At 70.1% G+C, this 18,980-nt stretch carries 16 protein-coding genes; 2 read left to right on the top strand and 14 right to left on the bottom strand.

All coding sequences use genetic code 11. The features are described from left to right. Positions 1–5: 5 nt before the first annotated feature. The 14 genes from ON29_RS00305 to ON29_RS00370 form a co-directional block, all read right to left on the bottom strand. Positions 6–1,208: an NAD(P)/FAD-dependent oxidoreductase gene (locus tag ON29_RS00305; protein WP_040864056.1), complete on the bottom strand. Its 1,203-nt coding sequence runs from the start codon at positions 1,206–1,208 to the stop codon at positions 6–8. Then, entirely contained in the window at positions 1,205–2,044 is an 840-nt protein-coding gene (locus tag ON29_RS00310; protein ID WP_040864057.1) for an SDR family NAD(P)-dependent oxidoreductase, read from the bottom strand. The genes ON29_RS00305 and ON29_RS00310 overlap by 4 nt, the downstream gene beginning before the upstream one ends. Then, positions 2,041–2,877, bottom strand: coding sequence for an alpha/beta fold hydrolase (locus ON29_RS00315; protein WP_373283833.1), 837 nt, complete (start codon positions 2,875–2,877; stop codon positions 2,041–2,043). The genes ON29_RS00310 and ON29_RS00315 overlap by 4 nt, the downstream gene beginning before the upstream one ends. Then, positions 2,877–4,043 (bottom strand): 3,4-dihydroxy-2-butanone-4-phosphate synthase, encoded by a 1,167-nt coding sequence (locus tag ON29_RS00320; protein ID WP_051174725.1) that lies wholly within the window; start codon positions 4,041–4,043, stop codon positions 2,877–2,879. The genes ON29_RS00315 and ON29_RS00320 overlap by 1 nt, the downstream gene beginning before the upstream one ends. Continuing rightward, positions 4,040–4,654, bottom strand: a complete 615-nt coding sequence (locus tag ON29_RS00325) for an NADPH-dependent FMN reductase (protein WP_051174726.1) — start codon at positions 4,652–4,654, stop codon at positions 4,040–4,042. The genes ON29_RS00320 and ON29_RS00325 overlap by 4 nt, the downstream gene beginning before the upstream one ends. A gap of 30 nt (positions 4,655–4,684) precedes the next feature. Then, the gene (locus tag ON29_RS00330) at positions 4,685–5,674 is read right to left on the bottom strand and encodes a cyclase family protein (protein WP_040864059.1); all 990 of its coding nucleotides are present in this window, start codon (positions 5,672–5,674) and stop codon (positions 4,685–4,687) included. A 40-nt stretch (positions 5,675–5,714) separates the two neighbouring features. Next, positions 5,715–6,536, bottom strand: a complete 822-nt coding sequence (locus ON29_RS00335; RefSeq protein WP_040864111.1) for a coniferyl-alcohol dehydrogenase — start codon at positions 6,534–6,536, stop codon at positions 5,715–5,717. Positions 6,537–6,631: 95 nt separating this feature from the next. After that, positions 6,632–7,933, bottom strand: a complete 1,302-nt coding sequence (locus tag ON29_RS00340; protein ID WP_040864060.1) for an LLM class flavin-dependent oxidoreductase — start codon at positions 7,931–7,933, stop codon at positions 6,632–6,634. Further along, a complete protein-coding gene (locus ON29_RS00345) occupies positions 7,934–9,742 on the bottom strand; it encodes an FAD-binding protein (RefSeq protein WP_051174738.1) in 1,809 nt (602 codons plus the stop codon). Positions 9,743–9,753: 11 nt separating this feature from the next. Continuing rightward, a complete protein-coding gene (locus ON29_RS00350) occupies positions 9,754–10,731 on the bottom strand; it encodes a 3-carboxyethylcatechol 2,3-dioxygenase (RefSeq protein ID WP_051174727.1) in 978 nt (325 codons plus the stop codon). Continuing rightward, entirely contained in the window at positions 10,688–12,358 is a 1,671-nt protein-coding gene (locus ON29_RS00355; RefSeq protein WP_040864061.1) for a bifunctional 3-(3-hydroxy-phenyl)propionate/3-hydroxycinnamic acid hydroxylase, read from the bottom strand. The genes ON29_RS00350 and ON29_RS00355 overlap by 44 nt, the downstream gene beginning before the upstream one ends. 2 nt (positions 12,359–12,360) lie before the next feature. Beyond that, complete coding sequence (locus ON29_RS00360) at positions 12,361–13,224, bottom strand: alpha/beta fold hydrolase (RefSeq protein ID WP_040864114.1); 864 nt, start codon at positions 13,222–13,224, stop codon at positions 12,361–12,363. A 72-nt stretch (positions 13,225–13,296) separates the two neighbouring features. Next, on the bottom strand, positions 13,297–14,940 hold the full coding sequence (locus tag ON29_RS00365) for an FAD-dependent oxidoreductase (RefSeq protein WP_051174728.1): 1,644 nt from the start codon (positions 14,938–14,940) through the stop codon (positions 13,297–13,299). Positions 14,941–15,216: 276 nt separating this feature from the next. Next, positions 15,217–16,755, bottom strand: coding sequence for an AMP-binding protein (locus ON29_RS00370; protein WP_040864116.1), 1,539 nt, complete (start codon positions 16,753–16,755; stop codon positions 15,217–15,219). Positions 16,756–17,371: 616 nt separating this feature from the next. On the opposite strand from ON29_RS00370, the gene ON29_RS00375 reads away from it, so the two are divergent. Both ON29_RS00375 and ON29_RS00380 read left to right on the top strand, forming a co-directional pair. Next, positions 17,372–17,563, top strand: coding sequence for a ferredoxin (locus ON29_RS00375; protein ID WP_040864117.1), 192 nt, complete (start codon positions 17,372–17,374; stop codon positions 17,561–17,563). Between the two features lie 52 nt (positions 17,564–17,615). Then, complete coding sequence (locus ON29_RS00380) at positions 17,616–18,980, top strand: cytochrome P450 (RefSeq protein ID WP_040864062.1); 1,365 nt, start codon at positions 17,616–17,618, stop codon at positions 18,978–18,980.

Raw genomic sequence — 18,980 nt, forward strand, 5'->3', positions numbered from 1 at the left:
CTTTCCTACGGGGAGTGAGCGGGGGTCGGGGGCGAGGCGAGCAGGGCGTGCGCGTCGGCCACCTGCTGCCGCTGGATCCTGGCCTGTTTGGGCATGTTCCAGCCCAGCACCGCGGTGATGCCCCCGCCTCGCTCGAAGCGCGCGACGAACCGGCCGTCGTCCGGGTCGCCGTCGACGATCGTGGCCCGCGCGTCGGCCGTGATCGTCCCGTACACCTGGATCTTGGTGCCGAATTGATCGCTCCAGAAGTACGGAATCGGCTGATACGCCCGCTCGGCGCCGAGGATGTTCGCCGCAACCACCCCTGCTTGTTCGGTCGCGTTCGTGCGGTTCTCCAACCGGAGGGTGGTCCGCAGCGCGGGATGGTGCCACCGGGCGACGTCGCCGACGGCGTAAATGCCGTCGGCGGCGCGGCAGCACGCATCGCAGACCACACCGCCGGCGAGGGAGAGCCCGCTGCCGACCAGCCACTCGGTGGCGGGCACCGCCCCGATCGCGACCACCACCAGGTCCGCGGGCAACGTCTCGGACGTCTCCAGGACGACGCCGGTGACTTCGCCGTCGCGGTCGGTGAGACCGGAGACGCCGACGCCGAGCCGCAGGCGGACTCCGTTGCCGGTGTGCAGATCGGCGAGCCGGTCCGCCGCCGGAACGCCGAGCTGCGCCGCCATCGGGGCGCGCTGCGGACCCGTCATCGTGACGTCGTGGCCGGACTGCCGTGCGGTGGCGGCGATTTCCGCGCCGAGCACACCCTCGCCCACCACGACCACACGCGAACGGGCTGCCAGGTCGTCGCGCAGCGTGAGCGCGTCGTCGAGCGTGCGCAGTACGTGGACGCCGCGTAGTCCGGGCGGCGCGGGAAGCCTTCGCGGTCGCGCTCCCGTGGCGATCACGATGTTCTCGGCCGTCACCGCGCCGGTCGCCGTGTGCACGGTGCGGGTGGCGGCGTCCAGGGCGAGGGCAGGCGAACCGAGGACGACGTCGATGTCGAGTTCGGCCAGCAGGCGCGGCGCACGCAGGAGAGTGCGCTCGGGCCGCCACGCGCCGGAGAGGATCTGCTTGGACAGCGGCGGGCGGTCGTAGGGCAGGTGCGGCTCGGCGCCCAGCAGTGTGATGCGGTCGCGGTACCCGCCCCGCCGCAGCGCCTCCACGGTGGCCAGGCCCGCGGCCGAGGCTCCGACGACGAGAACTCCGGTGCGGCGGGTCATCGCGGACCCGCCGCGACGGACTGCTCCGCCGGCTTCTTGCGCGGTTTCAGGGGTTTACCCGCGACCGTGCCGCCGTCCACCGGCAACATCGTGCCGGTGACGTACCCCGATCGGTCGCTGCCGAAATACACGGCGACCTCCGCGACATCCTCGGGCGTGCCCTCGCGCGGCAGCGGTCGGTCGGCCGCCATGGACTCGCGCATCGCCTTGGTGAACCGCTCGCCGTGCTCGGCCGACATCGTCGCCGCCGAGGAGGCGAGCAACGAAGTCGGTATGTTGCCGGGCGCGATGCAGTTGACGCGAATGCCGAACCGCGCCAGCTCGATCGCCGCCGATTTGGTGAAGTGCACGACCGCCGCCTTGGACGCCCGGTAGCTCTGCACTCCCCCGCCCGCCTGGATGCCGCCGACCGAGGACACGTTGACGATCGAGCCGCCGCCGTTGTCGGCCATGTGCCGGGCCGCGAAGCGGGTGCCCGCCATGACGCCGAGCAGGTTCACGCCGAGCACCCGGTGGAAGTCGGCGAGATCGTCGTGCAGCAGGCTCCTGTGCATCGTGCCGGAGATGCCGGCATTGTTGCACATCACGTCCAGTCCGCCGAAGGTACGCACCGCGCGGTCAACGAGCCGCTCGACCTGCTCCGGATCGGCGACGTCGATCTGCTCGAAGATCGCCGCCGCGCCGTAGCCTGCCACCGACGCCGCGCCGCGTTCGGAATCGACGTCGGCGACCACGACGCGGGCGCCTTCGGCGACGAACCGCGCCACGATCGCGCCGCCGATGCCCGACGCGCCGCCGGTGACGACGGCGACCTTGCCCGCCAATTCCTCGGTCATGCCATATTTCCTTTCGTCAGCTCACCGAGGAATGCCGGCAGCAGGTCGTTGACGACCTCGGGCTGCTCGATCTGGGGACAGTGCCCCGCATTCGCCACGGCGACGGAACGTCCGTCCGGGATGCGCGCCGCGATGTCCGCGGACCAGCCCGCGGGCAGCAACTTGTCGCAGGCGCCTTCGACGAGGAGGACGGGCACGCGGATGCGCTCGTAGGCCCGCTCACTCGACGGGGCGGGCGGCGCCTCGGCGCCCGGGCGGCGAAACCGCGCGGCCGCCAACGCCTCCCACGCACCGGGGGCGATGCTCGATTCGTATCGTCTGCGCACATAGTCCTCGTCGGCGGGGTACGACTCCGCGTGGAACAGCGCCCGGACGATGGCTCGCATCCCGGACAGCGTGGCGTCGTAGTCGTAGAGCGCTCGCATGTGCTCGTTGCGCTGGATCTCCCCGCCCCCGCAGATCGCCACCAGGCTGCGCATCGGGAGCTTCGGCGCCGTCGAGGTCGCGTCGACGAGCAGGTTGATCGCGCCCATGGAATTGCCGGCGAAGTGCGCCGACTCGACGCCGAGGGTCGCGAGGAAGCGTGCGATGTGCCGGATCCGCAGACCGCGGCCGTCATTGAAGTCGATCACTTTCGCCGACCCGCCGAAGCCGAGCATGTCCGGGGCCAGCACCCGGTAGCGCGAGGCGAGGGCGTCGATGGTGTGCTCCCAGCCCAGTTCGGCGCAGGCGCCGAACTCGCCGCCGTGCAGCAGCACCACCGGTTCGCCCGCTCCCGCTTCCAGGTAGGCGGTTGTGCAGCCGTCCACCACGACGGTTCTGCGCTGCGCGATCACGAGACGCTTCCTATCCGGTCGATGTGCGGCGGTGCGAGAGTCACCGCGCCTCGGTGGCTGTCCGGCAACGCAATTCGTTCGACGATGCGCACCCGCTCCGGTTCGACCGCGTCGCCGAGTAACCGGACTTCACGCAACCCGAGTTCCCCGAGAATGTCGAAGGCCGATCGGACGTCGCTGCAGTCGGCGGAATGCGCCTGTGCGCACCGGGTTTCGGCGTCCGGCCGGCAAGCGCGCAAGGTATCCCGCACGGCGGTGCTGCGCGCGCGGATGTAGACGAGCACGCCGCTGCCGGACCGCGCGATGCGATCCAGTGCGTGATCGAGTTCGGCCCGGCATCCGCAGTGCCGGGAGCCGAAGACGTCACCGGCGAGGCATTCGAAGTGCAGGCATACCAATGGCGCGAGGTCCGCCAACGGATCGCCGTGCACGAACGCGACGTGTTCGCGATCCAGTCCGTCGGTGAAGCCGATCGCACGGAACTCCCCCATCGGCAGCGGAATCCGGGCGACGCCGCGTCGGCGCACCCGGCACAGCTCGCGGCGGCGGTAGGCGACCAGGTCATCGATCGACACCACCGGCAACCCGTGTTCGCGACCGAGGTCGAGCAGTTCGGTCCGCCCGGCCTGTTCGCCGTCGGCGCCGCAGACCTCGCACAGCACGCCCACGGGCGCCATTCCGGCCAGCTCGACCAAGTCGACCGCGGCCTCCGGGGATGCGGGCACCGACAGCACACCATCGGCGGCGCAGCCGAGCGGGAAGACGTGCCCGGGCCGGGTGAACGTGCTCGGCGTGCTCGCCGGGTCGGCGAGCGCGCGAATCGTGTGTGCGCGGTGGGAGGCACGGACGCCGCCCGCCTCGGTTCCGGCCAGGCCCACCGACACCCGGAACAGCTCGCGGCCGGGCCCGGTGGAGGTCGGATCGGCCGGTGGTATCCCGAGCGCGTCCAGCGCCGCCGAGCGCATCGATACGTGGATGAGCCCGCATCCGATGACGGTCATGGCCTTGGCCGCTTCGGCTGTCATGCGTTGCGCCGCCATCACCAGGTCGCCCCGGCACCCACCGTCCGCCTCGCCGAGGACGAGGATCATCCGCCCGTCCCGGAGGGCGGCCGTCGCCTCGGCCACCCTGGTCCGGGCCGCCTGCCGGGGCGAGGTCGTCATGCGCGGGCCCCGCCCGCCGGGGCGAAGGTCAGCACCTGCGTGGCGAGCAGCTCGAGCTGAGCGCTGACCGTCTCGTCGGTCAGCCTGCCCTCGGCATCCCAGATCGGTTCCGCGGAATTGATCGCGACGCCGAGCGGAGTCGGCCACGCGCGCAACGCGTGACCGATCACCCGCAACTGTCCGAGCGTTCCCACGGCGGCCTGCCAGCCGTAGGCGCAGGTGATGCAGCCCCACGGTTTGTTGTCCAGGTACACCGTCGCGTCCCCGCGCAGATCCTCGATGTAGTCGAGGGCGTTCTTCACCAGGCCGGAGACGCCGCCGTGGTAGCCGGGCGAGCCGATCACCACCGCGTCCGCGCCGCGCAGCGCCTCCACCAGTGCGGTCGCCCGCTCGGTGCGGACCGGGTCGTGCGGGTTGTACATCGGCAGGTTGATCTCCTCGCCGCAGAACAGCGCGGTGCGCCCGCCGTGGCGTTCCACGGCCGCCAGGCAGTGCCGCAGCGCTTGCTCCGTCGACGAACCCGCCCGCAGCGTGCCGCCGATGCCGACGACGAACGGGCGCCCGTCACCGGCCACCTCGGGAGCGGTCGCACTTCTCGCGCCTGCGGTCATGACCGATACCTCGTGCTTTCCTCTGGATCCCTACTTGATGGCGATCGGATTGATGGGGGATCCGACGGCGCCGATCACGCGCAACGGCGGTGCGATGAGCTGGAATTCGTAGACGCCGTCCGCGGCGCAGTCGGCCGCGAGCGCGGTGAGATCCCAGTACTCGCCGAGCATCAGTCCGATGTCCCGCAGGCAGAGCATGTGCAGCGGCAGGAAGGTGCCGTCCACTCCGGACACCGGGTCCTCGACCATGAGGTTGTCCGCGGCCACGGCCGCGATCTCCCGTTCGTGCAGCCAGGTTGCGCACCGCCAGTCCAGGCCCGAGTACGGTTCCGTGCCGTCGCCCGCCTCGAGGAAGCGAGCCCACCAGCCGGTGCGGATCAGCACGATGTCGCCGCGTCCGACTTCGACGCCCTGCGCCTCGACGACCTCGTCCAGCTCGTCGGGGGTGATCGGGTCGCCCCCCGCGAGGAAGGTGTCGGCGCCGCGGTGGCGGACCAGATCCAGCAGCACGCCGCGGGTCGTGATGCCCTTGCCGTCGACTTTGTCGATCCCGCAGTGGTACGCGCCCAGACTGGTGACCGAGCTCGCCGGGAAACCGTTGTACAGGTGGTCGTCGTAGTAGACGTGCGAGAGCGCATCCCACTGCGTCGCCGCCTGTAGCGGCATGATGATCAGATCGTCGTTGAAGCGGAACGGGTTGTCCTCGAAGAAGCCGCTGAGTTCGCGTCCGACACTGTTGCGCAACCACTTCGGGCCGTACTCGGTCAGGGTTCGCGCGTCGCCGCCGTCCACCGTCATCACGTGCACGGGGTTGTGCCGGAACTTGAACGCGCCCTGCGGTCCGGACGAGCCGAAGTCGACGCCGAGCGGGAACACCCGTCCGTGCCGTACCAGGCGCGCCGCCTGGGTGACCTTGTCCGGGGTGATGAAATTGAGCGTGCCGAGTTCGTCGGCGGCGCCCCATCGGCCCCAATTGCGCACACCGTCGGCGACACGCCGGAATTCCGTCAGATCGGCCACGCTGCTTCTCCTTTCACGCTGAGTGCCGGCGTTCCGGCGGTCATGAGCCCGCGTCCACACCGGCGATCCGGGCGCCCACGTTCCCGCCGTCGACCCAGAGCACCTGGCCGGTGACATAACTCGCCGCCCGGCTGTTGAGGAACAGCAAGGCGGCCGCTTGTTCGGCCGGTTCGCAGACCCGGCCCAGCGGCTTGGGAATGGTGTCGAGATACTCCTGGCCGTAGGCCGAGCGCAGTTGCTCCAGGATGGGCGTCTCCGTCACTCCCGGCCCCGTGCAATTGATCCGGATGCCGCGCGCCCCCAGGGCGACGGCGTTACGCATCGTGTAGTAGATGATCGCCTCCTTCGACAACCGGTAACCGCCGTCGGCCACGGCGTCGGGATGGGCTTCGCACCAGGCGATTCCGGCGTGCATGTCCGCGGTGTCCAGCAATCCGCCGACCTGTTCGCGGTGCTCGAGATAGCCGGCCGCCGCGAGCGAGGACACGCTCGCGATCGTGGCTCCCGGCGCCATCGACCGCGCCAGCGCATCGGTGAACTGCCGCAGGCCGAGGAAATTGATCGTGACCACGCGGATGGGGTCGCCGATGCCAGAGGAGACGCCCGCGACGTTGAACAGGGAGTCGACGCGGCCGCCGAGCGCGGCGACGGCGCGCTCGATCGACGCGGCGTCGGCCATGTCCACTCGATGGAATTCGTCGAGGTCACCGGCCGGCTCCGCCACGTCCAGACCGGTCACGCGGCCGCCGAGTGCCCTGACCTGACGGGCCACGCAGGCGCCGATCCCGGACGAGCATCCGGTCACGACGACCCGCTTGCCGTCGTAGCGCCACAGCTCATCGGCTCGTTCGACCTCGGGCATCTGCTCTGTCTCCCTCTCGTCCGGCTCGGCCGGGTGCGGCGACACCGCCCGTGCGGTCGCGGCGCGGAACGCGGCACGACCGCACGGGCCGGGGGTCACTGCGCTTCTTCCTTGGCGCGTTGCGCGGCTTGCACCCGGCCCTCGTTGATCTCGGCCATGGCTTCGGGGATCTCGCTGGCGGTGAAGGAGCCGCCTCGGCCGGTGGGCAGGCCGCCGAACGCGTAGTTCTCGTCGAATGCCGGGGAGATCAACGGCTTACGCCGCGCCTCGACCTTCTCGATGACCGGCTCGAGGCGCTTGGCCTTCGCGGCGACGGCCTTCTCGTCGCGCTCGATGAACTCCGGCAGCACGTGCTTGCCCATGAGTTCGATGGACTCCATGGTGGCCTCGTGGCTGCGCGGGTTCAGCAGCAGGATGATCTCGTCGACGCCGCTCTCCTCGTAACCGCGCAGGAATTCGCGTACGGTGTCCGGCGATCCGATGGCGCCCCGGCCCGGCCCGTAGGCCAGCGTCTCGTCCTCCTCGACGGCGTCGAGGTAGCGGTCCCACACACCCGTGCGACCGGGGGTGTGCTGGCCGGTCATGTAGTAGTGCATGATCCCGAAGGAGAAGAACCCGCCGCCGAGTCCCAGCCGCTGGAGAGCCTGCTCGTCGGTGGGCGCGACCATCATCGACAGATCCCCGCCGATGGCCAGGATGTTCGGGTTGAGCACCGGCAGCCACGGCTCGGCCTTGTCCTCGAACTCCTGGTAGTACCCGCGGACCCGATCCGCCAGCGGCCCTGGTCCGGTGTAGGCGAAGCTCAGCGCACCCGCGCCCAACCGCGCCGCCATCTGCACCGAGGAAGGCCGGGTACAGGCCACCCACACCGGGGGATGCGCGCGCTGGTGCGGCTTGGGAATCACATTGCGCGCGGGCATCTGGATGTGTTCGCCCTTGAAACCGGTGAACGGCTCCTCGATCATGCAGCGGATGGCGACCTCCAGGGCCTCCTCCCACTGCCCGCGCTTGTCGGCGGGATCGATGTTGAATCCGCCGAGTTCGCCCACCGACGACGATTCGCCGGTGCCGAACTCCACCCGTCCATCGGAGATCAGGTCGAGTGTGGCGACCCGTTCGGCGACCCGGGCCGGATGGTTGATCGCCGGAGGCAGGTGCATGACGCCGAAACCGAGCCGGATGTTCTCGGTCCGCTGGCTGGCGGCGGCCAGGAAGATCTCCGGCGCGGTGGAATGGCAGTACTCCTCGAGGAAGTGGTGCTCGGTCAGCCAGACGGTGGAGAACCCCGCCTTGTCGGCGGCCTCCACCTCCGCGAGACCTTCCTTGAAGAGCAGTCGCTCGTCGTCCGGCACCCACGGCCGCGGCAGCGCGAATTCGTAGAACAGGGAAATCTTCATTTACTTACTTCCTCCGATGGAATCGAACGTCGAGTTGTCGCGGGCGGATTCGGTGTGGTCGGCCGTCGCGCTACCCGCCAGGTGCTCGACCGCGACATAGCCGAACGTCATCGCGGGCCCGATCGTGGCGCCCGCGCCCGCGTAACTGCGGCCCATGACCGCCGCGGAGGTGTTGCCCACGGCGTAGAGACCCGGGATGACGGTGCCGTCGGACCGCAGCACCCGGGCGTGCTCGTCGGTGCGCAGGCCGCCCGAGGTGCCGAGATCGCCGAGGATGATCCGGAACGCGTAGTACGGGGGCTTGCCCAGCGGATACAGGTTGGGGTTGGGCAGGGTGGGGTCGCCGTAGTAGTTGTCGTAGACGCTGTCGCCGCGCTGGAAGTCGTCGTCGTGGCCGTTGCGGGCGAGTTCGTCGAATCGCTTCGCGGTGGCGCGCAGGCGATCCTCGGGCACGCCGATCTTCGCCGCGAGTTCCGTCCAGGAGTTCGCCGCCACGACGACACCCGAGTCCAGCCAGGCCTGCGGGATCTTTCGGCCGGTCGGCACCGGTGCGAACGGGATCTTCGGCAACGGCAGGTGCCCGGCGACGACGTAGCGGCGCCAGGAGCGCACGTCGGTGATCAGCCAGCTCGGGATGTGCGTGGTCCCCGACCGCTGGCCCTCGATCATCGCGTGGCCGAAATCCATATACGGCGCGGCCTCGTTGATGTACCGCTCGCCCGCGCCGTTGACGATGAACTGGGCAGGCATCATGCGCTCGTTGAGCATGAATTGCAGCCGGCCGTCCGGCCATTGGATGGCCGGGAACCACCACGCCTCGTCCATCAGGTCGGTGGCCGCGCCGACTTGCTGCCCGGCGCGGATGCCGTCGCCCATGGACTGCGGATTGCCGAAGCTCCAGTCCTGGTCCACGACCGGCTGGTGCTCCTTGCGCCAGGCCATGTCGTGATCGAAGCCGCCGGTGGCCAGGATCACGCCGCGTTCGGCCCGGATCCGCGACGGCTGCCCGTCGCGCTCGACCACCGCGCCGGCCACGCCGCCGTCGGCTCCGGTGATCAGGGAGGTCATCGGCGCGTTCAGCCAGAGCGGGATGTCGCGCTCCCGCAGTGCGAGCCGCAGCCGGGCCACCAGGGATTGGCCGATGGCGGCGATCCGGTCACCGAACACCCTGGCGCGGAACATCCGCCAGACCAGTTTCACCAGCACGGCTTTGCCGCGCCAGGACTGGCGCACCTGGTAGAACAGCCGCAAATCCTTGGGCCCCAGCCAGATTCCCTTCGGAGCCAGGGCCAGCGGACGCAGCAGGTTCTGCTCTTCGTCGCCGAGCATGCGCAGATCGATCGGCGGCACGTTGATGGTGCTGCCCTGCGTGGAGCCGCCGGGCAGTTCCGGGTAGTAGTCGGCGTAGCCGGGTTTCCACACGAACCGCAGCCACGGACTGCGCTGTTCGAGGAATTCCATCATCCGCGGCGCCTTCGCGACATAGGCCCGCAGGCGCGCGTCGCCGACCAGGCCTTCGGTGATCGCGCGCAGGTACTCCACCACCCCGTCGGGATCGGGTGCGTAGCCGTCGCGCTTCTGCGCCGGGGCGCCGGGCACCCAGATGCCGCCGCCCGACAGCGCGGTCGATCCGCCGTAGTAGGCCGCCTTCTCGACCACCAGGACGGACAGTCCGGCCGCCTCGGCGGCGAGCGCGGCGGTCAGCCCGCCGCCACCGGAGCCGACGATCAGGACATCGACGGAATGGTCGAACTCCGTTGACTGTCCGGGATTTCCGGACTTCGCGGTGCCGGACGCGGGTGCGTCGATCGGTTCGGATGTCACGCTCGCCTCCTGGCGGTCGAATCGTTGTCCCGGCCCACGTCCGCGAGGGCGGTTCGCACGGCGAATCCGGCGATCAGCGCGGGAGCGGATCGGTAGTAGCGCACCGTCGTCCGGTACGGCCCCTGGCTTGCCAGCGCGGCGAAGGCGGCGACCCAGGTGCGCACCTCGTGCGCGGAGTTGCCCGCCGCCTCGGTGATCGCCGCGTTGGCCCAGTCGTCGAACTCGCCGAGCCGCCCGTGGTCGAGGATCTCGAGGAAGCGCCCGTCCCACTCGGGGTTGAGCGGCCGGAGCCCGCCGCGCCCGGCGGCGAATTCGCGGGCGGCTTCGATCACCTTCTCCTGCCGGGCATTTCGCTGTTGCGAGGTCATGTTCCCGCCGTGCACGATCCGTTCCAGCACGGGTCCGGTGGCCGTGGCCAGCGCGGGCACCGGTGGGTCGTGGGACAGGCCGCCCGAACCCAGCACCAGCACCCGCTTGCCGAGTGTCGCCAGATACGCGCCGGCGGCCGCGCCCAGCGCTCTGGCGCGATGCAGCGGACCGAGCGGCACGGCCACCGAGTTGACGAAGATCGGGACGACCGGTCGCGCGGTCGCGGCGCCCAGCAGCCGCTGCAACGGCTGGACCGTCCCGTGATCGACGTCCATCGTCATCGAGACGGCGACGTCGACACCGGCCGCGAGCACCGCCTCGGCCAGCTCGGCCGCCAGGTCGGCGGGGACGTCCAGCGGCCCGGCGTGCGTGCCGTAGTCGCCGACTCCGGTGGCCGCCGTGCCGATGCAGAACGGCGGCATGAGCTTGTAGAAGAACCCGTTGTAGTGGTCGGGCGCGAACACCACGACCAGTTCGGGGTCGAAGTCGCGCACGAACCGCGACGCCTCGTCGAGGGCCGACTCGATGTCCTCGAGCAGCTCCCGTTCCGGCCCGGGCAGGTCAAGAAGAGGGCTGTGCGAGACGCAGCACACGGCCAGCGGCATCGTTTCCTCCTCGGAGCAGGTCGAGCGTGTCGAGCACGGCCGCGCTCAGTTCCGGCGCCTGTTGCGCGATGGACGCCCCCGCCACGCAGCGGTCCGGCCGCAGGAACAGCACCGAGTCGAGCTGGCCGTCGAACCAGCGTTTCAGCGCGCCGGTGCGGTCGCCCACGACGACGACGTCGGGGTCGTCGTGACCGGTCCAGCGCAATTGGGCGGACGGGCGGACCTCGAAGAACCGCGCTCCCAGGGCTTTCCATCGTTCGAACGCCGTCGCTCCGAGCACATCGCGGGGCCGGTTGTTCCAGCACAGCACGGCGAACCACGGTCCGAGCACCTCGTCGAGCAGGACGTCGGCACGGTCTCTGGTGTCCACCCGGGGCTGCACGAACAGGGTGCCGACCGAGGACTTCGGCGAACGGGACCAGTCGTGCACCACCGCCCCGTGCTCGTAGCGCGGCATCGGCTTGAACCGCATGCCCAGCACATAGCGTTTCACCGGGGGAATCGCGGCCGCGGCGCGAACCAGCGCGTCGCGGACCGCCGCCACCTTGCGATCGGTCGGCGAGATCACCCGGCCGACCATCGTCGAGAGATCGATCATCGCCCTGGCGTGCTTGCGGCGCTCCAGGTCGTAGCTGTCGAGCAGGGCGTCGCCCGCCTGCCCCCGGACGACGGCGGCGAGTTTCCACCCGAGGTTGGCCGCGTCCCTGATGCCGCTGTTGTAGCCCTGCCCCTGCCACACCGGCATCAGGTGCGCGGCGTCGCCTGCCAGCAGCAGGCGACCGCGCCGGAAGGCGCCCGCGATCCGGGAATGGTGCGTGTAGACCCGGCGCCGGATGACCTCGAGCCGCTCGGGATGCGGGACGAACGGCGCGACCAGCCGCGCCACGAACGCCGGATCCTCGGCCAGTTCGTCGGGTTCGTCGTCGTGGATCATGAACTCGAAGCGCCGGATGCCGTGCGCGATCGACACCGACACGTTCGGCCGCGCCGGATCGGCGGCGACCTCGATGTTGGGATGCCCCAGCGGATCCGAGGCGAGATCGACCACCAGCCAGCGCGTCGGCGAGGTGGTGCCTTCGAAGGAGACCCCCATTTGCCGCCGGGTGGCGCTGCGCCCGCCGTCGCAGCCCACCACGTATCGCGCGGTCACGGTGGACGGCCCGCTGTCGGTGGCGAGTTCGACCGTCACCCGTCCGCCTGTCTCCGCGCACGAGGTCATGGCCGTCCCCCAGGCCACCTCGACGTGCGGGTAACGGGCCAGCCCGGCGAGCAGCTCGGCGTCGACCAGCGGCTGGACGAATCCGTTGCGTTTCGGCCAGCCGAACTGCTCGTCGGTGGGGGCGATCTCGGCGAGCAGCCTGCGCCGGGCGTCGACGAACCGCATGATCTGGTTGGGGGTGGTGTGCGGCAGAACGCGGTCGGCCAACCCGATCGCCTGGAACGTCCGCAGCGATTCGTCGTCCAGGCCGACCCCGCGCGGGTAGTCGATGAGGCTCGGGCGTTCCTCGACCACCCGGGCGCGCACACCGTACATCCCGAGCATGTTGGCCAGCGTCAAGCCGACCGGGCCCGCGCCGACGACGAGCACGTCGACGTCGGGCGCGGTGGAGATCCTCCGCTCGGCCATGGTCAGCCGCCCAGCAGGAAGTCGAGGTGCAGGGCGTTGAAGGTCTCGGCGTCCTCGTACTGCGGCCAGTGCCCGCAGCCCGGCAGGACTTCGAAGCGCGCACCGGGGATCATCGACGCGATCCGCTTGCCCTCACCGACGTCTGCGGTGGGGTCGTCACTGGTCCACAGCACGAGGGTCGGCGCGGTGATCCGGCCGTAGTCATCGGGCCCCAGCAGGTTTCGCCGCCGGATCTCCGGATCCTGCAAGGCCATGATGTCGCGCATGGCGGAGGCGAAGCCCGGTTGCCGGTAGATGCGCTGCCTGCTGGCGACCACGTCGTCGTAGTCCTTCGACTTGTCGGCCATCAGCCACTTGATCCGGGCCTGCACCGTCTCCCAGGTGGGGTCGGTGGCCGCCGCCATCGACAGCGTCACGATGCGGCGCATGACCTCCGGGTCGGCCTGGGACCCGCCCGCGGTGTTGAGCACCAAGCGGTCGACGCGCTCGGGATGATCGATCGCCACGCGGGCGGCCACCCAGCCGCCCAGCGACTCGCCGCTGACGCGGGCGCGGCGCGCGCCCACCGCGTCGAGGAATCCGATGACGTGCTCGACGTAGTGCGAGATCTCCAGCGGATGCCCGGGTTTGCCGGTGTAGCCGTGCCCCAGCATGTCGATCGACCACGTCGAGAAGTGCGCGGAGTGGGACTCCAGATTGCGGACGTAGGCTTCGGCGTGCCCGCCGGACCCGTGCAGCAGGACGAGAGCCGGGTAGGTCGGATCGCCCGCGTGTAGGTAGCGGGTCCGGACGCCGCCGACGTCCAGGTATCCCTGGGTGAAGGGGACGCCTTGGAGATCGCTCCAGATGCTCTCGTATTCCGGCAACTCGTTATCCTCCGTAGAACCCGGCCTGTTCGCCATCGCGGCGGGACAGGCGCGATGCCTCTCGCTCCGTGCTCAGATCTCGACCGATTTGCCGGTCGCCGCGGCGTATCCGGCGCGAAAGCCCCACACCATCCCGGGGCCGATGGTTCCGCCCGCTCCGCCGTAGGCCCGGCCGGTCACCCCGGCCATCGCGTTGCCCGCGGCGAACAGCCCGGGGATGACCGTCCCGCTGACGTGCCGCACCCGTCCGTCCCGGTCGGTGCGCGGGCCGCCTTTGGTTCCCATCGCCCCGACGGTGACGGGCACGGCGTAGTAGGGAGCGGTATCGATCGGACCGAGGGTGCGGCCTGCGACGGTGGCGGCGCGCTCGTCGCCCCACCAGCCGTCGTAGGCGCTCGAACCGCGCCCGAAATCGGGGTCGACCTCGGCGGCGACGTGACGATTCCACTCGGACACGGTCGCGGCGAGACCGTCCGGGTCTATGCCGGTCTTCTTCCCGAGCTCGGTGAGATCCGCGGATTCGCAGAACCATTCGGGGACCGGATCGCCGGGCGCGATACCGAGGAAGCCGTAGCGTCGCAGATGGACGGCGTCGAAGACGATCCAGCCGGGATCGTTGACGTAGCCGCCCTTGGGATCGAGATAGTGGAACGCGCCTGCCATCGAGTTGTACTCCGACGCCTCGTTGACGAACCGCCTGCCCGCGCGATTGACCATGATGCTGCGCGGGCGCGTCCGTTCGAGGCGCACACTGCGGCTGCGCGGCTTGCCCTCGATGGTGTCGCCGGGAATCCGGACGATCGGCACCCACCATGCCTCGCTCATCGTGCCGAGGTCCGCGCCGTGCGCCATCGCCATGCGCAGCCCGTCTCCGGTGTTGTTCGGCGGCGACACGGCGCCGTGCATCGGGCCGCGCAGGTAGGAGCGGATCAGGGTGGGGTCCCATTCGAATCCGCCGGTCGCCAGGACGACACCGCTGCGCGCCCGGATCGTCGATTCTCCTGCGGCCGTGACGATCCGGACACCGGTGACGGCGCCGTTCTCGGCGATCAGCTCCGTGGCCCTCGCCCCGGTTCGTGGGATCACTCCGGCGTCGAGCACGCCGGCGAGCAAGCCCGCGACGAGCGCGGTTCCGGCTACGCAGAGGTCGGCCGACTCGTCGGCGACCGTGGCGTGCAGCCGGGCGCGCGTCTCGGCGTCGAATCCGACGTTGCTCCAGTCCGCCGGGAAGGCGGTGATGCGGTCGCGCCACACTCCGATCCGGGCCAGGTCGAAGGCGACCGGGCTCAGCGAGCGGCCGCCGCCGGGCCTGCCGCCGGGCAGTTCCGGTTTGTAGTCCGGGAAGCCGTCGGCGATCTCGAAGCGCACACCGCTGTGCGCCTCGACGAAGTCGACCATCGCCGCACCGGTGCGCACGAAGACCTCGACCAGCTCGTCGTCCATCGAGTCCAGCGATTGGGCGTGCAGGTAACTCAGCGCGTCGGCCACGCTCAGCGGTCCGTCGGCGCAGCGGTCGTGGGCGGGAATCCACGCGATGCCGCCCGACACCGCGCTCGTCCCGCCGACCGTCGACGCCTTCTCGAAGACCGCCACCGACGCGCCGTGCACCGCCGCACCGAGGGCGGCGGTCAGGCCGGCGGCGCCGGTCCCGAGGACCACGACGTCGACCTCGGTGTCCGCCGTCGTTGCGGACCGTTCCTGCTGCTGCGAAGGCACTGCGCGACTTCCTTTCGGCTGCACGGGTGAGCCTCTGGCGTGCCGGACCCGCTCGTTGGAGCCGGACTCGGCGGGCGCTTCGAGGCCCCTGCCGAGCCGACGGATTCGAAGTCGAGATCGCGCGGGCGCCCGGAGCGGATCGGCACGGTCGACTCCGAGCCGGGGCCCGGAGGAATGCGTGTGGGGGAACCGCGAATCCGCCGGCCGGATGCTTCGAGGACCTGTGGTCGCCCGAAGTAGCGAGACCTCCATTTGCAACTGAGAAGAATGGTATTCTCATCTCGCGGATGTGGCAATCCCCGCCCGGACGAGATGTTTCTGCACCTTGCCGCTCGCCGTCCGCGGATAGTCCTCGACCTCGAACAACCGCTCCGGCCACTTCTGGCGCGCGATGCCCGCGGCGGCGAAGTGCGCGCGCACCTCCTCCGCGGACGGCAGCACGCGGCCCGGCCGGATGCGCAGCACGGCGCCGACCGTCTCGCCGAAGCGCTCGTCCGGCACGGCCACGACCACCGCTTCGGCGACCGCGGGCAGTTCGGCGAGCACCTCCTCCACTTCCAGCGCGCTGATGTTCTCGCCACCGCGGATGATCACGTCGGATTTGCGGTCGGTGACCGTGAGGCAGCCGTCCGCGCCGAGGACGCCGATGTCACCGGTGTGATACCAGCCGTCCGCGTCGAAGGCGCGGCCGGTGAGCAGGTCATCGGTATAGCCGAGGCACAGATCGGGTCCGCGGCTGAGGATTTCGCCGTCCTCGGCCAGCCGGATCTCCACGCCCGGCATCGGCCTGCCGTCGGTGTAGAGCCGTTCCTCCTCGGGCGCCGTGTACCGCGACCCGGTGATCGACGGATGCTCGGTACTGCCGTAGGCGCGGAACGGGAGGAGGCCGAGATCGGCGAGCCTGCGGGTCACCGAGACCGGGACAGCGGATCCGCCGAGTCCGACGTATCGGACGTGCCGCAGATGCTCGGGGGTGAAGTCCGGGTGGTCGAGCAAGCTGGTGACGAAGTAGGGCGGACCGCCACCGATCGAGATGCCGTCGCTGCGCATCAGCGCCAGCGCGCGGCCGGGGTCCCAGACGTCGGCCAGGTGCACCGGCTCGGCGTGCAACACCGGAATCAGGAAGGCGCCGACCATGCCGATGAAGTGCCCCACCGGGGTGGCCGTGAGCTGCTTGCCCCGATCCGACGCGGTCCGCTCGGCGAGCTGCCTGGCTTCACAGCCCAGTGTCTGATGACTGTGCACGACGCCCTTCGGCGCGCTGGTGGTTCCCGAGGTGAAGGCGATCAGGGCGGGACTCGCCGGATCCACGGCGGCCACCCCCGCCATGGGCTCGTCGGCAAGCAGGTGATCGAAGTCGATCTCCACCAGCCCGACCAGCGGAACCCCGGCGCTCACCTCGGGGTCGAAACTCAGCCTGCCGAACCGGTGGGCCGTGATGAACACGGCGGGCCGGACGACCCCGAGGATGTGCCCGACTTCCTTGCGGCCGTAGAAGTGGACGATCGGCACCACCACCGTCCCGAGGATCGCGGAGGCCCAGAAGGTCGCGGCGGCCTCCATCCAGTTCGGCAACTGGAACGCGATCGCGTCACCCGGACCGACGCCGCGTGCCCGCAGGCCCGCCGCGAGCCTGCGGGCGACGCGTTCGACATCGGCGAAAGTGCCCGACCACGGGCGGACATCGGAATGCACCCGGAACTCGGTGCCGGGGGCGGCGGCGAGACCACGAACCAGCAGCTCACCCAGCGTCTCCCGGCGCCACCATCCTTCCCGCTCGTAGCGGACTCGCAATTCCTCGGGAACCGTTCGCATGTCGGCACTCTCACTCACTTCTCGGGACCGGCGCGCCGTCGTGCGCGGCCGTTCGGCATCGGCGGGCAACGACCCGGCCGCACGGCCGCCGTCGGCCGACACGTCCGGGCAAACCGCTTCCCACCACGACGGAAACATTATTCTCCTAAAACGAGATCAATTCATCCGATCATGCGTCGGCGGTGTCGCCTCAGACATCCAGCCGATCCGCAGACCCGCACCCGGATGTCACTCGAGCAGGTGAAACCCATTGACCCGGCGCGGCTTGCGGCGAAACTTTTGGTAGAGTACCGTTCTCATTGACGGCGAGGATGATTCTTTTATCGAGACGGTTGGTGCGTACCCGATCCGGCGAGCCGTGCGCCAGGACCCCCGGCTGCGCGAGCGTCGGCCGCCCCGCGGACGCACCACCAGTGCGGGCACACCGCATCGGGTTCGCCCGGGCGTACCGGCCGATGCGTGATCGGTCGTCATGGCGTGGCCGTCGTGGCCATCGAAGAGAACGGAAGGTTCAGCTGTGGGGCGTGCCGAAGGCGTGGCCGCGTTCATCACCGGCGCCTAGTTGATCGACGCGCCGGGCGCGTGGCACCCCACGACGATTGCGGAGGAACGAACGATGAAGGTCCGAGTCGATCCGGATCGCTGCCAGGGACACACCCTGTGCTCGATCAACGCACCGGCGGCATTCGAGCTGAGCGACGTCGACGGACACGCGACGGCCATCGCGGGCGAAGTCCCCGCCGACCAGCAGGAGCAGGTGCGGGAAGCGGTGCGATCGTGCCCCGAACGGGCCATCTCCCTCGCCTGAGACGCTCGGGCGTCGGGCGCGCCGCATTCCGTGAGCAGCAGAGGAACACATTGTGAGCATTGACGACGCAGTCGCCGGCGAGGACCGCAAGAAGAACCGGTACCAGTTCGACCGGCACACACCGGAATACCGGCACCGGTTCCAGGAGATCACCGAGGAACTGCACGCCAAGTGCCCGATCGCGTGGAGCGACACCTACGACGGTCACTGGGTGGCCGGCGGTGGCAACGCGGTCTTCGAACTCGCCCGGTGCCCGTACGTCTCCAACGACCACGATCTGCACGGCGAACGCAAGGGCTACAAAGGGATCTCCATCCCATCCGCCCGGCGCGCGCAGGTGGTGCGCGGCGGCATGCTGGAGATGGACGATCCGGAGCACCGCCTCTACCGCCAGGTGCTCAATCCCTACCTCTCCCCTGCCGCGGTCCGCCGCTGGGAGCCGGTCATCGACGAGATCGTGCGGGCGAGCCTGGACGAGAGGATCGAGAGCGGGCACATCGATTTCGTCGACGACCTCGCCAATGTCGTCCCGGCCGTGCTGACCCTGGCCATGCTCGGAATCCCGTTGCGGCAGTGGTCCATCTACAGCGAGCCGGTGCACGCCTCGGTGTACACGCCGGAGGATTCGCCCGACGCCGCACGGGTCGCCGAGATGCACCGCGCGATGGGCATCGATCTGCTGACCAACCTGGCCGAGATCAAGCAGAACCCGCGGCCCGGCCTGGTGCACGCCCTCACCGAGCTGCGGATCGACGGCGAGCCCGCGCCGGACCTCGAACTGCTGGGCATGCTCGGCCTGCTCATCGGCGGCGGATTCGACACCACCACCGCGCTCACCGCGCACTCGCTGGAATGGCTGTCGGATCACCCCGACCAGCGCGAGCTGCTCAGCCGCGAACGCGACACCCTGCTGGCCCCGGCGACCGAGGAGTTCCTGCGCTTCTTCACCCCCGCGCCGGGTGATGGGCGCACCATCTCGGCCGACTGCGTCGTCGAGGACACCCGGTTCGAAGAGGGCGACCGCCTGTGGCTCTCCTGGGCGATGGCCAACCGCGATCCCGCGATCTTCCCCGATCCGAACGAGGTCGTCCTGGATCGCAAGGGCAACCGGCACTTCAGTTTCGGCCTCGGCGTGCATCGCTGCATCGGGTCGAACGTCGCGCGCACCGTGTTCAAGTCCATGCTCACCGCCGTGCTCGACCGGATGCCCGACTACCGCTGCGATCCCGAGGGCACCGTGCACTACGAGACCATCGGGGTGATCCAGGGCATGCGGCATCTGCCCGCCACCTTCACACCGGGGCCGCGCCTGGGCGCCGGATTGGAGGAGACCTTGGAGAGATTGCAGCGGATCTGCGACGAGCAGCGACTGGCGGCGCCGGTGACCGAGCGCCCCGACGTCGCGCGGATCGACTGA

This window comes from Nocardia exalbida NBRC 100660 (assembly GCF_000308575.1).
GTDB classification, from domain to species: domain Bacteria; phylum Actinomycetota; class Actinomycetes; order Mycobacteriales; family Mycobacteriaceae; genus Nocardia; species Nocardia exalbida.